This is a genomic window from Vibrio sp. Isolate33, assembly GCF_022397895.1.
Taxonomy (GTDB): domain Bacteria; phylum Pseudomonadota; class Gammaproteobacteria; order Enterobacterales; family Vibrionaceae; genus Vibrio; species Vibrio pomeroyi.
Genome location: NZ_JAKEUP010000017.1, coordinates 22,995 through 40,657 on the forward strand (window position 1 = coordinate 22,995; position 17,663 = coordinate 40,657).

At 44.0% G+C, this 17,663-nt stretch carries 14 protein-coding genes; all 14 read left to right on the plus strand.

Annotated features, from left to right (window positions below; genetic code table 11):
* The first annotated feature begins 15 nt into the window (after positions 1-15).
* The 14 genes from L1D37_RS19285 (at position 16) to tldD (ending at position 17,605) form a co-directional block, all read left to right on the plus strand.
* Entirely contained in the window at positions 16-510 is a 495-nt protein-coding gene (locus L1D37_RS19285) for a prepilin-type N-terminal cleavage/methylation domain-containing protein (protein WP_239848837.1), read from the plus strand.
* A 131-nt stretch (positions 511-641) separates the two neighbouring features.
* Positions 642-1,139, plus strand: coding sequence for a type II secretion system protein (locus L1D37_RS19290; RefSeq protein ID WP_239848838.1), 498 nt, complete (start codon positions 642-644; stop codon positions 1,137-1,139).
* Complete coding sequence (locus tag L1D37_RS19295) at positions 1,136-1,498, plus strand: type II secretion system protein (RefSeq protein WP_210449651.1); 363 nt, start codon at positions 1,136-1,138, stop codon at positions 1,496-1,498. Before L1D37_RS19290 ends, L1D37_RS19295 begins: the two co-directional genes overlap by 4 nt.
* Entirely contained in the window at positions 1,498-2,220 is a 723-nt protein-coding gene (locus L1D37_RS19300; RefSeq protein ID WP_239848839.1) for a prepilin-type N-terminal cleavage/methylation domain-containing protein, read from the plus strand. The genes L1D37_RS19295 and L1D37_RS19300 overlap by 1 nt, the downstream gene beginning before the upstream one ends.
* Positions 2,210-2,662 carry an MSHA biogenesis protein MshP gene (locus L1D37_RS19305; RefSeq protein ID WP_239848840.1) on the plus strand — a complete coding sequence of 151 codons (453 nt, stop codon included), beginning with the start codon at positions 2,210-2,212 and terminating at the stop codon, positions 2,660-2,662. The genes L1D37_RS19300 and L1D37_RS19305 overlap by 11 nt, the downstream gene beginning before the upstream one ends.
* Before the next feature lie 3 nt (positions 2,663-2,665).
* Complete coding sequence (locus tag L1D37_RS19310; protein ID WP_239848841.1) at positions 2,666-6,574, plus strand: DUF6701 domain-containing protein; 3,909 nt, start codon at positions 2,666-2,668, stop codon at positions 6,572-6,574.
* 150 nt (positions 6,575-6,724) lie between these two features.
* Positions 6,725-7,768 (plus strand): rod shape-determining protein, encoded by a 1,044-nt coding sequence (locus L1D37_RS19315; RefSeq protein WP_017062957.1) that lies wholly within the window; start codon positions 6,725-6,727, stop codon positions 7,766-7,768.
* A 94-nt stretch (positions 7,769-7,862) separates the two neighbouring features.
* On the plus strand, positions 7,863-8,750 hold the full coding sequence (mreC, locus tag L1D37_RS19320; RefSeq protein ID WP_017630737.1) for a rod shape-determining protein MreC: 888 nt from the start codon (positions 7,863-7,865) through the stop codon (positions 8,748-8,750).
* Positions 8,740-9,228, plus strand: coding sequence for a rod shape-determining protein MreD (mreD, locus tag L1D37_RS19325; RefSeq protein WP_010434372.1), 489 nt, complete (start codon positions 8,740-8,742; stop codon positions 9,226-9,228). The genes mreC and mreD overlap by 11 nt, the downstream gene beginning before the upstream one ends.
* 7 nt (positions 9,229-9,235) lie before the next feature.
* On the plus strand, positions 9,236-9,880 hold the full coding sequence (locus L1D37_RS19330; protein ID WP_239848842.1) for a Maf family protein: 645 nt from the start codon (positions 9,236-9,238) through the stop codon (positions 9,878-9,880).
* Positions 9,881-9,900: 20 nt separating this feature from the next.
* Positions 9,901-11,370, plus strand: coding sequence for a ribonuclease G (gene rng, locus L1D37_RS19335; RefSeq protein ID WP_017061363.1), 1,470 nt, complete (start codon positions 9,901-9,903; stop codon positions 11,368-11,370).
* A gap of 10 nt (positions 11,371-11,380) precedes the next feature.
* Positions 11,381-15,253, plus strand: a complete 3,873-nt coding sequence (locus L1D37_RS19340) for a YhdP family protein (RefSeq protein ID WP_239848843.1) — start codon at positions 11,381-11,383, stop codon at positions 15,251-15,253.
* 74 nt (positions 15,254-15,327) lie between these two features.
* Positions 15,328-16,140 (plus strand): carbon-nitrogen hydrolase family protein, encoded by an 813-nt coding sequence (locus tag L1D37_RS19345; RefSeq protein ID WP_239848844.1) that lies wholly within the window; start codon positions 15,328-15,330, stop codon positions 16,138-16,140.
* Between the two features lie 19 nt (positions 16,141-16,159).
* Entirely contained in the window at positions 16,160-17,605 is a 1,446-nt protein-coding gene (gene tldD / locus L1D37_RS19350) for a metalloprotease TldD (RefSeq protein ID WP_008220563.1), read from the plus strand.
* The last annotated feature ends 58 nt before the right edge of the window (positions 17,606-17,663 follow it).

The following is a 17,663-nucleotide window of genomic DNA, read 5'->3' on the forward strand; positions in this document are numbered from 1 at the left end:
AGAGAGAGCTTAACTATGAAAAGACAAGGCGGTTTCACCCTAATCGAACTAGTGGTTGTAATTGTTATTCTAGGTATTCTTGCTGTAACTGCGGCACCACGTTTCCTAAACCTGCAAGATGATGCTCGAGCTTCATCTTTACAAGGTCTAAAAGGTGCTATTGATGGGGCATCAGGTATTGTTTATGGAAAATCAGCCGTTGAAGGACAAGAAGCTTTAGATTCTTCGACTAATCCTGAAGTTGAGGGTATCACGACAGCGTTTGGTTATCCGACGGCTGATGCTGACGGCATTGTTTCTGCTGTTGTTGGTTTGAGTACCGATTGGGAAATCGTAACAAGTAGTGCAACTCCAACTCCAAGTCTAACATTTGGCTTTGTAGGCTCAACATCTACAACTGAATGTATTGTTACTTACACTGAAGCAACAGGTACGACAGCGGCTAGTGCAGCATCGACTACCGTTGAATTAGGTAATGCAGCAGCCGGCTGTGGTGGCACAGGTAACTAAGTTTGTATTTTAGACCAGCTTCGGCTGGTCTTTTCTTTTGTATTCAATATGTTTTAACTACAATTTTATTCTTTATCCTTCCAAATTGTAACTTATAATCTAGATACTCAAATTAACCATCAAAGGCTTATATGAATACAAAGCCAAACAAAGGTTTCACTTTAGTTGAATTGATTGTGGTGATTCTTTTACTTGCTATTATTTCAGCGACAGCTATTAGCCGGTTTGGTGGTCGTCAAGTTTACGAATTGTATGCCCTTCAAGAGCAGGCATCTTCTGTCATCCGACAAATTCAGCTCAATAGAATGCAATCTAATATGGATATGTCTGTGTCAGGTGCTGAAAGCTTACGTTTAGTCGCTGCGAACAATTGTATCGGCTCGCAATCTGCTTGTGACAACTTATCTGAAACAAGAAGTGATGTTATCGCTAGTGATGATTATAGTTTCTCGTCTGTACCTACCTCTAGTTACTCTTCTCCAATCGAATTCAACCTTTTAGGTAACCCTGAAAATACTGCCTCATCTGGTGTTCAAATTACTATCTCATCTAATAACAGTCCAGACAGAGCTTGGGTTTGTATCAATTCTCAAGGGTTTGTTTACCCAAGCAACCGGGTATGCCCATGAAGTACGTAAATAGTGGCTTTACGCTTATTGAGTCGATCATTGTTATTGTACTACTTGGTTTTGCAATGCTCGCATTTTCTACTTTTCTCGCACCACAATCCGCACTTTCAGGGCAAGTGAACTATTCCAACCGAGCCTCAGCATTAGGCCAAAGTATTATGACCGATCTTTTAGCTAGAGATTACGGCTCGGTGAGCTCTGGTACTCCAATTGAACTCGGTAGCACTTACACTAATTTTGATGTGGATTTGGTTGTTGCCAACGATACCCCAACTGCTTCGATGCAGAAATTTACGTTAACAATTACCGCAAGCAATAATCCTCCTATCACTTTAGTCGCTTATAAAGGGGAGTATTAATGAAAGGGAAAGGGTTTACGCTTATAGAGATGATTTTAGCTATTGTCATCTCAAGTATCGTCTTGCTTGGTGTCGCGAATTTTACTGAACTCGGTATGAGAGGCTATTTTGGCTCTGTAGAGCGCTTTCGACTACAAACCGAAGCTAGGTTTGTCTTAGAAAAACTTTCGCGTGAAGTGAGACATGCTGTACCTAATCTGTTTCCTGCTTCTGTAAGTAGCGGTTGCGTATCATTTTATCCAATTGTTGATTCAGGTTTTTACGCTATATCGGGGGCAGACATTAACTTTCTAGTTAGTGATACAGGAGCGACAAGCAGCTCATTGCAATCTATGTCATTGGTTATAAATCCGACTAGGCCACATACGGATATCAGCAACCTAAATAATATATACCTTCTTGATAGTGTGGTTCCTCCAAGCGTATCTGCTGCATACTTTTCTATTCCAAACGGAGCTAACACTCTTGTCAGTGAATCTGTAGGTAAAAGGCACTACATTTTTGACTCAAATAATCTTGTGGAGTATTGCCTTGCGAATAGTAATTTACTAACTCGTAATGGTGTCACAATAAGCGATCGAGTTATGAGTGAGAATAGCACTCTGAGTTATCAACCCGCAGATGTTCAGAGTAATGGTGTTGTTGAGTTGATTCTCGAATTTGCAGAAAATAATGAGTCCACAGTGTTTGAGCAAGATATACAGGTGATTAATGTTCCGTAAAGCAAACCAAAGGGGTAGTGCGCTAGTCATGGTCATCTTTGTTATCGTGGTGCTTGGTTTCTTAGCGACAAGTTTGAGTCGAACGAGTTGGTCTGATAATGATTCAAACACTCGAGTTGTACTTGGCACACAAGCTTGGTTACTCAGCCATTCGGTTAATGAGTATGTTATGACTCAGTTTTATCCGGATCCTGATCCTCAGGCTTCTTCTGCCGTTGGTAGTGTTTGTAGCAGTAATGATCTTCAACCTGGAGGTGGAGTTTTTACGGTAGCAAGTTCTATGGTTGATGAAGCTTCAATGAACTGCTCTCTTGATGTAATGCAGTGTTCCAGCCGAGGAGAGCTTGATGGCTTTGTTTTCTATGTTTTGGAGTCTTCGGTAATTTGTGGTTCTGGTGTGAGCCAAGTGCAGCGTAATCAAGAACTTTGGGTGAAGGAATAAACGATGATAAAGCATTTTTCAATATTATTAGTTGCGCTTTTTTTATCTCCATTAGTTCAAGCAAATATCAATACTAACCCTCAGTTTGAATTTGGTACGATTCCAGCAGATAAATGTGATATATCCGGGGGAAAAGTAGAGTGTGTCATTGAGTTTGAAAACACCTATGATTCAGCACCTTTGGTGTTTGTCATGTCAACTGTTAATGCGAGCCGTTCAAACTTTGATAGTAAGACGACAGAATACCCTTCTGATCTCCGAGTTTGGTCTGTTTCATCGAGTCAGGCAACAATAAAGCAACTACTTCCGCCCCATGATGCGGCTTGTGTTCGTTTGAGAAAAAACAATAATGGACAATGGCGATGTAGCACCAATAGTAGCGACCCTTTGGTGGAGTACGTTGATGCTCCAATGGAGAATATCGACTATTTGGTCATTGAGCCAGGCGTTCTGGAGTTTGATAGTGGGGCGAAGTTAGTCGCAGGAACCGTTGATTATAACCGTACTTATTCAAATGCTGGTGGTGGTTCTAATAAGAGAAAGTCGGTGCGATTCAGTGATTTTGGCTTGTCATCCAACTTTAGCTCTTCTCCGGGCGTTTTAGTTCAGATTCAAAGCTTGAGGAATATGCAAGGTAGCGCTCCTGTTTGGTTAACCCCAATTGCTTTAAACCCGACAACAAGTGCATTTAATCTAGTCCTCGATCGCTCAGAGGTTTCATCTAATGCTCAGCTTGACCGTAATGAACAAGTTGCCTTTGTTGCAGGCCTAGGTGAAGGGTTTATAAATGGACAGAAATTTTGGCTTGGCCAAGGGGCAACATCAAATACGCTGAATATCGATGATAGGGTTATCAAACCAATCACAGAAGGTTGCCAGCTTATACAAAAGTTTTCAGCTTCTGGTTTTTCTGGTATCCCGACATTACTCGCGTCAAAGCGTACACGTAATGGTAATAATGGCGGCTGGTTGAGGCGCTGTTCAGTATCGAAAACGGGTGTTGCTTTAATCAACGAAGAAGACATGGCTCGAGATGATGAACGTGCTCACGTTGTAGAGCCTTATTCGTACTTTCTATTTGATAAGCCGCCAACGAGTGAAATTTGTCAGTTATTTCCTTCGCCGGCTCAAACATGGAAAAATAACGAGAATACTTATATTTTGTTGGATACATCGGAGGGTATAGAAGGAGCGTTAGTCTCAAATGGAAAGAGATATATAGGGTTTCCTCAAAATACGATAACAGGAAATAAGAAGGAGAGCGCTTGCGATAATACGGAGTGTTATGGTGAAGAAGGTTTGTTGGTTAATCAGCAAGAACTAGAAAGCTTCCAATCTCCTGATAATGGACTGGAGACTGTAAATGTATGGCAGGATGATGCAGAGTTTTCTAACAATGAATCAATAGGAAGTTTAAGTGTTGGAAAAGGCTCTGTAACATTTTATAGCGGTACATACTGGGTCGGAAGTTTGGATATTAATAACGCAGGGAGAGTCATTATCCCTGACGGAGAAAAAGTTATTATTCACATAGGAAGAGTGAATTTAAGTAATAATAATTCATTTTTCGGTGAAGAAGGTGATGGACAACTAGTCGTTTTTATTCACGCATTGCAAAATTCTAATGTTAACTTTGCCAACCGGAGTGAGTTTAGAGGTCTTTTATATAGCGAAGTCGATGTCATTATGAGCAACCAGTCAACGGTCTATGGTGCAGTTACTGCTAAGGCTATTAGCCTGAGGAATACTTCTAAGATTATTGCGACTGACAATCATTGTTTTCAACCTTCGGATGACTATGAAATAGACATTTCTCCTGCGACCGATCTAGCCTTAATGTGTGGCGATGACTCCCCTCAATTTACCATTAATACCTCTAATAATGGTGTGGCGGAAAGTCTAGGTGTTACCGTAAGTATTACGCCAGACGCTGATGAATTTGACGTTTCCGTACTGCAAGGTTCAGGTACTTACCCTAATTATTTATCAAACGATAATGGCCAATTAACTTTAAAAATTGTTGCTAAAGAGACTGCCAATATTGATTTTGACTCTGATTATAAACTAACTGCAACGCTAGTGGATGATTCTGGTAAAGAAGTTGAAAGTCAATTTAAGTTCGTACCATTTAAATTCTCTTTAGTGGATGGTAATACTCCAACAAGTCGCCTTGACGTTATTGCGGGGCAGGCTACACCGACAGTAACCAAAGTTTTAGCGTGTGATTCTGGTGATTCAATCATAGTTGCTGAAAACTATGTAGGTGAAGCTGGAGATGAAGTTACCATTGCTCACGAGCTTGATAGCTCTTGGAGTGGATCCGATGGCTCTTTGATTTATTTACCTGAGTTCGAAGAAGGTAGCGCCTCAACTGATTTAATGATCTCTGAATCAGGGCTTTTCAACGTTACTTTAAAAGATAGTAGTTTTGATTGTACTGGTTTCGCTGGTTGCCCCGAAGATGGGAGTTACGATGTAGAGGGAAGTTTCTCTGTTTACTCTCGCCCTTGGAAATTTGTGATTTGCACCAACAAGAGCTCAGATGGAAACAGCAAAGAGAAAGACTCAGACAGCTTCGCTGCTGCCGGAGAGTCATTTGATGTGTATGCTCGTCCAATCAAATATACCAACTCATCTTCTGTTTGTACTGATGATAGTTTGTTGACGAATAATTACTTTGACTCGACAGCAAGCGTGAAAGTTACAACAACTTTAGATACCCCTTCAATTACGGATTATCCTGATGCTCAGCTAGGAGATTTAACTCCTGAGGATCGATTAACCCAACAGATTTCACCGAATGACCAGGCTAATAAAGGCTATAAATTCGAAGGTTTAAGATATTCAGAGGTGGGTAGTTTTAACTTTATTGCAACTGAAACCGGAAGCTTCTATAGCTCAATATTAGGTGGTTTAACTGGTACTAAATCTATTGGCCGTTTTTACCCTAAATATTTTGTGCAAGGTACTCCTGAATGGAATGTCGCTAATCAAAATGATATCGCATACCTAGACCAACCTTATGATTCTGCAGTTCATCAAGTATACCCAATGGCTTCTGGTGAAAGTGATACGGATAATGTTCTCAATAACTATCGATTCTTCAACTCAGACCTGCAAGCAAAGTTTATTGTTTTAGATGATAGCAATACTGATAACGGCTTCTTGTTAGATACTGAGGCAGGCACTTGGTCTAATGATCGTAAGCATTGGTTGTTGAATGATAGTGCCGCTGTTCTTCAGCGAGTTACGGATTCTGATGATGTTAGCCGCAGAGATACACCGTTTAATACGCCAGATGCTAACTCGACGATTACAAATTTTGGTTTAACGATAACTGGAACGGACCCTGTTTCATTTACTGATTCAGATCCTGTGACTGATTCGGCAGCTTTCCCTATTCAACCTCCAGCTCGTTATGGTCGAATGGCGCTTGACGACATTGGTGGCAATTCCGGTACTACCTTAACTATCCCACTTCGAGCTGAGTTTTGGGACGGCAGCGAGTTTATTGTTAATGAGGATGACGATCGCAGCACCTTCAATGGCTCAAATATTTGTAAACAAGTTATTTGGCACAGTGAAGGGGTGACAACCACTATAGCTTCACTTAACGGTAGTGGAAATGTGGATGATGGAGAAGAAGAGGTCACAGCAAATCAAAATACGCCAGCAGGAACAGACGCGCCACGTGAGCAAGTCCGTCTGTGGTTAAGAATGGATGAGTCTGAGCCTGATAGTGATGGCGGAAATAACATCTCATGTAGTGGCAGTGATCAAGCTCAACCATGGTTGCGCTACAATTGGCGCCAACTAGGCGATGAAGATCCCTCCACCGTCGTCACATTTGGCATCTATCGCGGTAACGATCGTGTGATCTACCGAGGGGAAAGTGGCTTAACAGGTCAGTAATAATATAATTTTTGCCCCTTAAGTTAGGAATCTGTAAGAAATTGCGGGTTTCAGTCCATGTTTATACTTCAATGCCTTGCCGAGACAGCAAGGCATTGGTACATTTAGTGCAATTTTTGTCTTCTAATTCTTGCAGGATGAGCGAAGAATATGTTTAAAAAACTTCGTGGCATGTTTTCAAACGACCTATCGATTGATTTAGGTACAGCCAATACCCTTATTTATGTAAAAGGCCAAGGCATTGTTCTTGATGAGCCTTCAGTTGTAGCTATTCGCCAAGATCGTGCGGGTTCTGCAAAGAGTGTCGCTGCTGTTGGTCACGCTGCTAAGCAAATGCTTGGTCGTACGCCTGGTAACATCTCAGCGATCCGTCCAATGAAAGACGGTGTAATTGCCGACTTTTACGTAACGGAAAAAATGCTTCAGCACTTCATCAAACAAGTGCATGACAACAGTGTGCTTAAACCAAGCCCTCGAGTTTTGGTTTGTGTACCTTGTGGTTCAACGCAAGTTGAGCGTCGTGCTATCCGTGAATCTGCGCTAGGTGCTGGTGCTCGTGAGGTTTATCTAATCGATGAGCCAATGGCTGCAGCGATTGGTGCTGGCCTACGTGTATCTGAACCAACAGGCTCAATGGTTGTTGATATTGGTGGTGGTACTACTGAAGTTGCGGTTATCTCACTGAATGGTGTGGTTTACTCGTCTTCTGTTCGCATCGGTGGTGACCGTTTTGATGAAGCGATCATCAACTACGTTCGTCGTAACTACGGCAGCTTGATCGGTGAAGCGACAGCAGAGAAGATCAAACACGAAATCGGTTCAGCTTACCCTGGCGATGAAGTAGAAGAGATCGAAGTACGTGGTCGTAACCTTGCTGAAGGTGTGCCTCGTAGCTTTAGCCTAAACTCAAACGAAATCCTTGAAGCACTCCAAGAGCCTCTATCTGGCATCGTATCTGCAGTGATGGTTGCGCTAGAACAGTGTCCACCAGAGCTAGCTTCTGATATCTCAGAAAACGGTATGGTACTAACAGGCGGTGGTGCACTGCTTAAAGACCTTGATCGTCTGCTAACAGAAGAAACAGGTATCCCTGTTGTTGTTGCAGAAGAGCCACTAACGTGTGTTGCTCTAGGTGGCGGTAAAGCCCTAGAGATGATCGACATGCACGGCGGCGATCTGTTCAGCGAAGAATAATATCTAGTGTTAGGCTCTTTTCTTATCTAGTTTTATGTAAAGAGCCTAGGACCTTGTCTATAGGATCAAATGTAGCTCTAGGACCAAATATAGAATGAAGCCAATTTTTGGTAGAGGTCCCTCTCTACAATTGCGCCTGTTTTTTGCTGTAATTTTATCAGCCAGCCTTATGCTGGCTGATAGTCGTTTAGATGCTTTCTCAAATGTCCGCTATCTATTGAACAGCATGGTTGCACCTATTCAATATGCAGCTAACTTACCTCGCACTATGTTCGACGGTGTTTACGACCGCTTTAGCACTCGTAAAGGGCTGATCGAATCCAACCATAATATTAAGCGTGAAGTCTTGCGACTGAAGAGCGAGTTGATTCTGCTTGAGCAATATCAAGAAGAAAACAAACGCCTACGTAAGCTATTGGGCTCTCCGTTTATCCGTGACGAAAAGAAAGTCGTTACTGAAGTTATGGCTGTTGATACTTCTCCATACCGTCATCAAGTGGTTATTGATAAAGGCTTGATCGATGGGGTGTATGAAGGTCAACCGGTGATCAACGAGAAAGGTATTGTTGGTCAAGTCACCTTTGTTGCCGCTCATAATAGCCGCGTCTTGCTGCTGACGGATGCAAACAATGCGATTCCTGTTCAAGTTATTCGTAATGACATCCGTGTGATTGCATCTGGTAATGGCATGATTGATGAAATTCAACTAGAGCACATTCCAACCAGTACTGATATTCAAGAAGAAGATCTGTTGGTGACATCAGGGTTGGGTGGTGTATATCCAGAGGGATACCCAGTCGCTTATGTGTCTGCGGTTGAATCGGATCCGAAACGTGAGTTCGCCGTTATTAAAGCAGAGCCGGTTGTTGAGTTTGATAAGCTCAGATACTTGTTGCTTGTATGGCCAGACGAAAACAAACAAAAACAAGCGGATCAATCCAGCATAGAACAAGCAATGTTAGAGGGCGAAAATGGCCAATAGCGTTTTAAGAAGCAAGGTCGTAATTGGCTGCTCATTTTTGATCGCACTTATTCTGCAGACGATCCCTTGGCCTGGTAGTTTAGATTTATTTAGACCTTCTTGGTTACTACTGGTTACCTGTTATTGGGTTCTAGCACTGCCTCACCGTGTTAACGTGGGTAGCGCTCTGATTCTAGGCTTACTTTGGGATCTGTTGATCGGCTCGACGTTAGGTATTCGAGGCATGATGATGGCAATAGTGATGTACATTATTGCGCTGAACTTCCTAGTGATCCGTAACATGGCGTTATGGCAACAAGCCATGATCATTGCAGCATTGACGGTGTTGTTTGAGGTATTGATATTCTTTGGTGAATATTTGATCCAAGATGTCGTTTTCAATCCATTATCGCTATGGAGCGCATTGATAAACTGTATACTTTGGCCTTGGATGTTTTTATTAATGAGACGCGTGCGTCGCCATTGGCATGTGAGGTAATGTGACGATGGAAAAGAAACATTTAGTTTTGGCATCCGGTTCACCACGCCGCAAAGAATTGCTATCTCAACTTGGTTATGAGTTTTCTGTTCTCGTAACCGGCGTTGAAGAGTGTAAACACGCCCAAGAAACCGCCGAAGAGTATGTTAAGCGACTATCTTTAGATAAAGCTTTAGCGGCGCTGTCTTTATTAACGACGAATCCTTCTGAAAAGCAGCATGTCGCTTCTGGTTCTGATACTGTAGTTGTTAGTTCTGATGCTATTTCTCTTGATTCTGAAACAGTGGTTCTGGGCTCTGACACCGTAGTGGTAAGCCAAGGGCAAGTACTCGAGAAGCCAGCCGATTTTTCTGACTCTAAGCGTATGCTTACTCAGTTAGCGAATGAACGTCATCAAGTGATGACGGCAGTCTCTGTGGTTTCGGAAGAAAAACAAAAAACAGAAATCGTTATTACCGACGTATGGTTTAAACCCCTCAGTGAAAAAGAAATAGAACAATACTGGCAAACAGGGGAGCCATGCGATAAAGCCGGTAGCTATGGGATCCAAGGTTTGGGCGGACGCTTTGTTACCCGAATCGAAGGTAGTTATTACGCCGTTGTCGGCTTACCTTTATTTGAAACGGATCAGCTACTGCAAGAATTCTTATAATTACTAATCTGAGGTGCACCATGAGTGCTGAATTGTTGCTGAACGTGACCCCGAGTGAAACTCGCGTGGCCATGATTGAAGGGGGAGCTCTTCAAGAGATCCATGTCGAACGAGATGCTCGACGTGGTATCGTAGGAAATATCTATAAAGGACGTGTAAGCCGTGTTCTTCCGGGAATGCAGGCGGCTTTTGTGGATATAGGCCTTGAGAAAGCAGCTTTTTTACACGCCTCTGATATTGTTCCGCATACTGAATGTGTGGCTGAAAACGAAAAGAAGCAGTTTCAAGTTCGTGACATTTCGGAGCTTGTTCGCCAAGGACAAGACATTGTGGTTCAAGTGGTCAAAGACCCGCTTGGTACCAAAGGTGCCCGCTTAACCACAGATATCACTCTACCATCTCGTTACCTCGTCTTTATGCCGGGCGCTAGCCATGTTGGTGTCTCTCAGCGTATCGATAGCGAGTCTGAACGTAACCGCCTTAAGAAAGTTGTGTCGCGTTACTGTGATGAACACGGTGGCTTTATCATTCGAACTGCGGCCGAAGGTGCAGATTCTAATGAGCTTGCACAAGATGCGGCATTCTTGAAGCGACTTTGGCTAAAGGTTCTTGAGCGTCGTGGTAAGCACAAAGCGCGCACTCGTTTATACGGTGAGCTTTGCTTAAGCCAACGTATCTTGCGTGATTTTGTGGGAACTGAGCTGAGCAAGATTCAGGTCGACTCTCGTCTAGAATATGAAAACCTTAAAGAGTTTACTTCTGAGTACGTGCCTGAGCTAACTGACAAGCTTGAGCTGTATGAAGGTGATAAGCCGATCTTTGATATGTACGATACCGAGAACGAAATTCAACGTTCATTGGATCGTAAAGTCGAATTAAAGTCTGGTGGGTATCTGATTATCGACCAAACTGAAGCGATGACCACAGTTGATATCAACACTGGTGCGTTTGTCGGTCGTCGTAATCTAGAAGAGACGATTTTCAACACCAACGTTGAAGCGACCCAAGCGATTGCTCGTCAGCTGCGTTTGCGTAACTTAGGCGGTATCATCATTATCGACTTTATCGATATGTTGTCTGAGGAGCATCGTAAGCGAGTGCTAACTTCTTTAGAGGCCGCACTAGACAAAGATCGTGTGAAAACCAATATTAATGGCTTTACACAGCTTGGTTTGGTGGAGATGACGCGCAAGCGTACCCGTGAAAGTATTGAGCATATCCTGTGTTCTAGTTGCCCAGCTTGTGAAGGTCGTGGCAGCGTGAAGACAGTCGAAACCGTTTGTTATGAAATACTTCGAGAAATCACGCGTGTGAACCGTGCGTACGACGCCGATAAGTTTGTTGTCTATGCCGCTGCGGCTGTTGCCGAAGCGTTAGAAGGCGATGAATCACATGCGCTTGCTGAGCTTGAAGTGTTTATTGGTAAACAAGTTAAAATCCAGGCTGAACCTCTGTACATACAAGAGCAGTTTGACGTTGTTATGATGTAATGGAAATTTTGTGAGCTCAAGCGTTACTCTGATTCTACGTGCATGTTTATGGTTAGTGGTTACTCTCTTAGTAACGCTAGCCATTGCCGTTACTACACTTCGTGTAGCCTTACCCAATTTAAACAAGTATCAATCTGAAATTGAGCTTTGGGTAAACCAACATTCCGGTTTTGACTTTTCAATTCAAGACGTGGGCGGTTTTTGGCGTAACACTCACCCCTCTATTGCTCTGCAAGGCGTAAAAGCCAGCCTTCCTAATGCAGAAGATGTGACCTTCTCTGTTGAGCGTGTTGAAGTCGAGTTTGACTTGATTCAATCGGTCGTTCAGATGCGTCCTGTCGTGGCCGATCTGGTCATGAATCAAATGTACCTCGATATCCGCACTATTGATCTGTTTGCTGCGCAAAACGGCACAGAGAAGCCTAAAGATTCAGGCTCTTCGAAGCGTGTGATGCAAGAACTGGATAATCTATTGCTCAAGACTTTAGTGGATGTCACCGCTAAAGATTCCACGGTTTTATATCGAGCTGTTTCTGATGAAGAACGTCAATTAGATATCGAAACCCTGAAATGGCAAAACTCGGGCAAACACCACCTTGCGGAAGGTGTGGTGAGTATTAAAGACGCCAACCTTAACTCTTTGTCAGTGAGTGCTAACTTTATTGATGGCGGATCGTTGACGGATGTGACGGGTGAGTTTTATGTCAGCGCAGACAGTATCTCAGTAAAACCTTGGTTAACGCGTTATATGCAGGCGGAATCCGGCATTGAAACGGGTACAGTGAGCCTAAATAGCTGGTTAACACTGCGCAATAGCAAGCCAGTAAGTGCTTATGTTGAGGTTTTGCCTTCGGAATTGACTTGGAACGAAGATGGCAAGCATGACTTGATGCTTGAATCTGGCGTTTTTAAGTTGTCTCCGATTGATGATGGCTGGCAAGTAAATGGTCACTCACTTAATTTGAGAACTGACGATACGCCTTGGCCAGAACTGGATGTGGCGTTTAAGTGGAACAAAGGTCCTTGGGAGCTGAATGTCTCAGAATTAAATATAGAGACAATTACCCCGCTGATTAAACTTCTGCCGGATTCAGAGCAATCTACCAAAATGATTAACGTATTGGCGCCGGGCGGTTCTGTTTCTGATATTCGCGTATCTATGGGTTCAGGCATCGAGAGTCTGCGTTATTCAGCGAGCTTCTCTGATCTTGCTATCGAGCAATGGGAATTAGTTCCAGGCTTTAGCCAAGTGTCCGGTAGTGTGTTCGGCTCTGCATCAGAAGCGAAAGCCAGCCTACATGTTATTGACGATGTATTCCCTTATGGTGATGTCTTCCAAGCGCCACTAAATATCAAACAAGGTCAGGTTGATATTGTTTGGCAACAAGATGAAACCGGCTGGAAACTTTGGTCTGACAAAGTCACGGCAGCCACGCCTGATCTACAAGTACTAGGCGCATTTCGCTTAGACTTTCCAAAAGATGCTAGCCCATTCTTATCGTTCTACGGTGAAGCGGACGCTTACAATGTCGGCGAAACATGGCGTTACCTACCAACGTTAGCACTTGGGCAAGACCTTACTGATTATCTTTCTACTGCGATTCAAGCAGGTAAAGCGGATACCGTAAAACTGTTGTGGCATGGTGAATTGGCGCAATATCCATATACAAATCATGATGGTATTTTCCAAGTTTGGGTTGGATTAGAAGACGCTAAATTCAGCTTTGATACCGCGTGGCCATTGATTACCGACCTTCAACTCGATCTATTATTTGAGAATGATGCGATGCATCTAGATTCTCGCTCAGCACAGCTGATGGATGTAACGGCAGACCGAATCACAGGCCGTATTCCTTATTTAGGGGAAGGCGGTCATATTGAGATTGAAGCCAAGGCAACGGCGTCTGGCAATGCGGTACGCGATTACATGACGTCTTCGCCATTGGTCGGGTCGGTCGGCGCTGCGTTAACCGCACTTCAGGTCAGTGGTGATGTCTCTTCGGAGTTTCAGCTTAATATCCCGTTTGATTCTGATAAAGAAGCAAGAGCGTGGGGATACGCAGACCTAAACGAAAACCATGTTGAGATTGAAGCGCCACCGATGGTGCTAGAAAACACGACTGGTCGTATTGAATTTGATAATGATGTGGTGACGGCAAACGGCCTTGCTGCGGATTTGCTGAAGCAAGGTATCTCGATTGATTTTAAAGGTCTGAATGATGGTCCCGGCTATGCGGTTGATATCGATGTGCTAGGCGATTGGGACGTTAAACCTCTCGAACCTTACATTGGTGAACAATGGCTAAGTCGTTTGTCTGGTCATGCACAATGGCAAAGTCAGATTGATATCCAACTCAATGACATCGGTTTTACATACCAACTGGATTTACAGTCTGATCTTAAGTATCTGGCGAGTGATTACCCATATCCACTGGCGAAAAAGTCACTGGAAAGTGGCTCAGCAAGGCTACAAGCGTCGGGCAACCAAGAAGCGATTACTGCACGTTTGCAACTGCCGAATACTAAGTACCAAGCTGAAATCGATATTACAGGCGATGTGCCTGAGTTAACGGCGACTAACTTAGTACTGGGTCGTGGTGGCTATAAAATTAGCCCTGTTGTTGGCCATCATGCACTGATTCGTACTGACAAGTTTAATGCGGATGATTGGTTATCGGTTGTAATGGAGCCCGTACAGCCGTCAACCGCTGTGCTGAGCCAAATGAACACGCCAACCATTCCTGCGCCAAGCCGTATTACTTTTGAGAGTAAAGAGTTGATCTTAGGTGGTATTTCTTGGAATGATGTTGATTTTAGCGCTCGTAAGAACAAGCAAGCGTGGCAGATGGAAGTGTCCAGCCAAGAGCTAGAAGGCGATATTAATTATCTGCCTCCTTACGATTTAACGGTTTCACTGGATCGTCTGCACTTGTTTGTTCCTGAATGGAGTAACAAAGACAAGCAGGAGCAATTACTGCAACGTAAACCGCAAGAAGCACCATTGATCTCTGCACTAGATAGAAAGATCCATGATGCAATGCCGAATTTGACACTGACTCTTAACGATTTTTGGCTGCAAGGCTATAAGGTCGGTAAAGTCGATGTTGAGATGGCTAGACAGGATAACCGTATTGATTGGAAGAAGATTCAGGTTCGTAGCGGCGGCAACAAAGCGGATGTCAGTGGCTGGTGGGAGTTGGACGGTGACAAGAGTCATTCCGCGCTAACGGTTGATGTTGAAGGTGAAAATAACAGTGAACTAATGGAACGCTTCGGTATTACTTCCGGTATTCAAAAAGCACCATTTTCATTGGAAGGTCAACTGAATTGGGATGGTTCGCCTTGGGGAATCAAAATGGATACCCTTGATGGCAATGTTAAAACCAAGTTTGGTAAAGGCATTATCTCAGATGTGAGTGGTGCAGCTCGATTGCTAGGTCTGTTCAGCTTGGATTCGATTATCCGTAAGATGCAGCTCGATTTCTCTGACGTGTTTGATAAAGGCATGGCATTCAACAGCATCACTGGTACGGGTGAGATCCAAAACGGTATCTTCCTTACCAACGACCTGAACATGGATGCGGTGGCCGGTGAAATGAAGATCAAAGGTATCGCTAACCTGAATACTCGTCAGGTCGATGCTGAGGTGAACTTCACCCCGGATATTACCTCGGGTATCCCTGTATTAACGGCGTTTGCGGTTACCCCTCAAACCGCGTTGTACGTGTTGGCGGTAACGACAGTGATTTCGCCAGTAGTAGAAGTCTTTACTCAGGTTAACTATTCAGTGAAAGGACCGCTTGATTCACCAACGGTGAGCGAGCTTTCTCGTAGCTCTGGAGAGTTCCAGCTACCAGAGAAACTGAGGAAATTAGCCGAATAACCGTTAGATGCTAGTGAGTTAATATGCGGCTAAATACAGATTTCTGAATCATAATGAATGGAGATGCGGTACACATGGATTGTGTTGGATTGATTCAAATGACTTCAGGCCCTAACCCTGAAAGCAATCTAGATTATCTCGCTCAAGAGATAGTGAAGTGCAAAGAGTTGGGGGCTAAGTGGGTAGTTTGCCCTGAAAACGCATTGGTTTTTGGCAGTAAGGCAGACTATCACCAATATGCAGAGCCTTTAAATGACGGCCCATTGCAAAAGCAATTGTCTGATCTAGCCAAGCTTCATCGTGTTTGGATTGTTGTTGGCAGTATGCCGATAAGGTCAGCCAAAGGTGTGACTACTACCACCTTGGTGATTGATGACTTTGGCTGCCTGATTGCTCACTACGACAAGCTACACATGTTTGATGTGGATGTCGCTGATGCCCATAAGTGCTATCGAGAGTCCGATATTTTCACGCCGGGTGACCAAGTTGTGACAGCGGAAACGCCTTTTGGTCGCTTAGGTTTGAGTATTTGTTATGATGTGCGCTTTCCACACTTGTATTCTGAGTTACGTAAGCAAGGTGCACAAATCATAGTGGTTCCGGCAGCGTTTACCGCAGTAACCGGACAGGCGCATTGGGAAGCATTATTAAGATGCCGTGCGATCGAAACACAGTCGTGGATCGTCGCGGTAGGGCAAGGTGGCAAACACCCTTGTCAAAGAGAAACATGGGGACACTCTATGGTGGTTGATCCCTGGGGAAGAGTGGTCGCACAGTTAGACCAAGATCCTAAAAGTATGGTGGTTGAGATAGACACGTCCAGTTGCGAATCAATCAGGCAAAATATGCCCATCGCGCAACACTCTCGATTTACCAATCAATTTTAATTACAAACAAGAGCCATCTATGAGCATTAATCAAATTGAAGAAGCGCTACTGAACCCAACAGGGCTTACGGAGCAAAATATCGCAGATACATTGGCGAGCATTGCTACCCGCCAAATTGATTATGCTGATATCTACTTTCAGTCAAGCTGGCACGAATCTTTGGTGCTAGAAGACAGTATTATTAAAGACGGCTCTTTCAATATCGATTGCGGTGTTGGTGTTCGCGCGGTATCTGGCGAAAAGACCGGTTTTGCTTACTCTGACCAAATCCAATTGGATGGCCTTAAACAGAGCGCAATTGCCGCTCGTGGTATCGCGAAGCAAGGTCAAAACGGTAAGGTTCAAGCGTTTAAACGCAACTCTAACCAAACTTACTATGATGCAGTTAACCCGCTAGCGAGCTGGGAAAAACAGCAGAAAACAGAATTACTAAAATCATTAGATGCTTACATTCGTACTAAAGAGCCTATGGTGACTGAAGTATCGGTAAGCCTAAGCGGTGTGCATGAGCAGATGCTGGTTGCTGCGACGGATGGAACTTACGCTGGCGATATTCGTCCGCTGGTTCGTCTATCAATCAGTGTACTTGCTCAGAAAGGCGATCGCCGTGAGCGCGGTAGTGCTGGTGGTGGTGGTCGTTTTGGTTACGACTTCTTTCTAAGTGATGACAAAGGCACTCAGGTTGCTTACCAATTTGCTGATGAAGCGATTCGCCAAGCGCTTGTTAACCTTGAAGCAGTGGCTGCGCCTGCTGGTGCAATGCCTGTGGTTCTGGGTTCTGGTTGGCCGGGCGTTCTACTGCACGAAGCCGTAGGCCATGGTTTAGAAGGTGACTTCAACCGTAAAGAGTCTTCAGTATTCTCGGGTAAAGTTGGCGAGCAAGTTACTTCAAGCCTATGTACGATTGTTGATGACGGTACATTGACTGATCTTCGTGGTTCATTGAACGTCGATGATGAAGGTGTCAACGGTCAGTACAATACGTTAATCGAAAACGGCATTCTAAAAGGTTACATGCAAGATAAGCTGAATGCTCGTCTAATGGGTGTAGCACCGACAGGTAACGGTCGTCGTGAATCTTACGCGCATCTTCCTATGCCACGTATGACTAACACCTACATGCTACCGGGTGAGCACACACCGGAAGAGATCATTGCGACAGTTGAGAAAGGTATCTACGCACCAAACTTCGGCGGCGGTCAGGTTGATATTACTTCTGGTAAGTTTGTATTCTCGGCTTCTGAAGCTTACATGATTGAAAACGGTAAGATCACTCACCCAGTGAAGGGTGCAACGCTCATCGGTTCTGGTATTGAAGCGATGCAGCAAGTGTCTATGGTCGGTAACGACCTAAGCATTGACCGCGGCGTAGGTGTGTGTGGTAAGGCTGGTCAGAGCGTGCCAGTAGGTGTTGGTCAACCAACATTGAAACTCGACTCGCTAACCGTTGGTGGTACGGAGTAATTCGGACGAATCTCTGCCAACTTACTTGAAAAAATCAAATTGAAAAGCGCCTCCAATG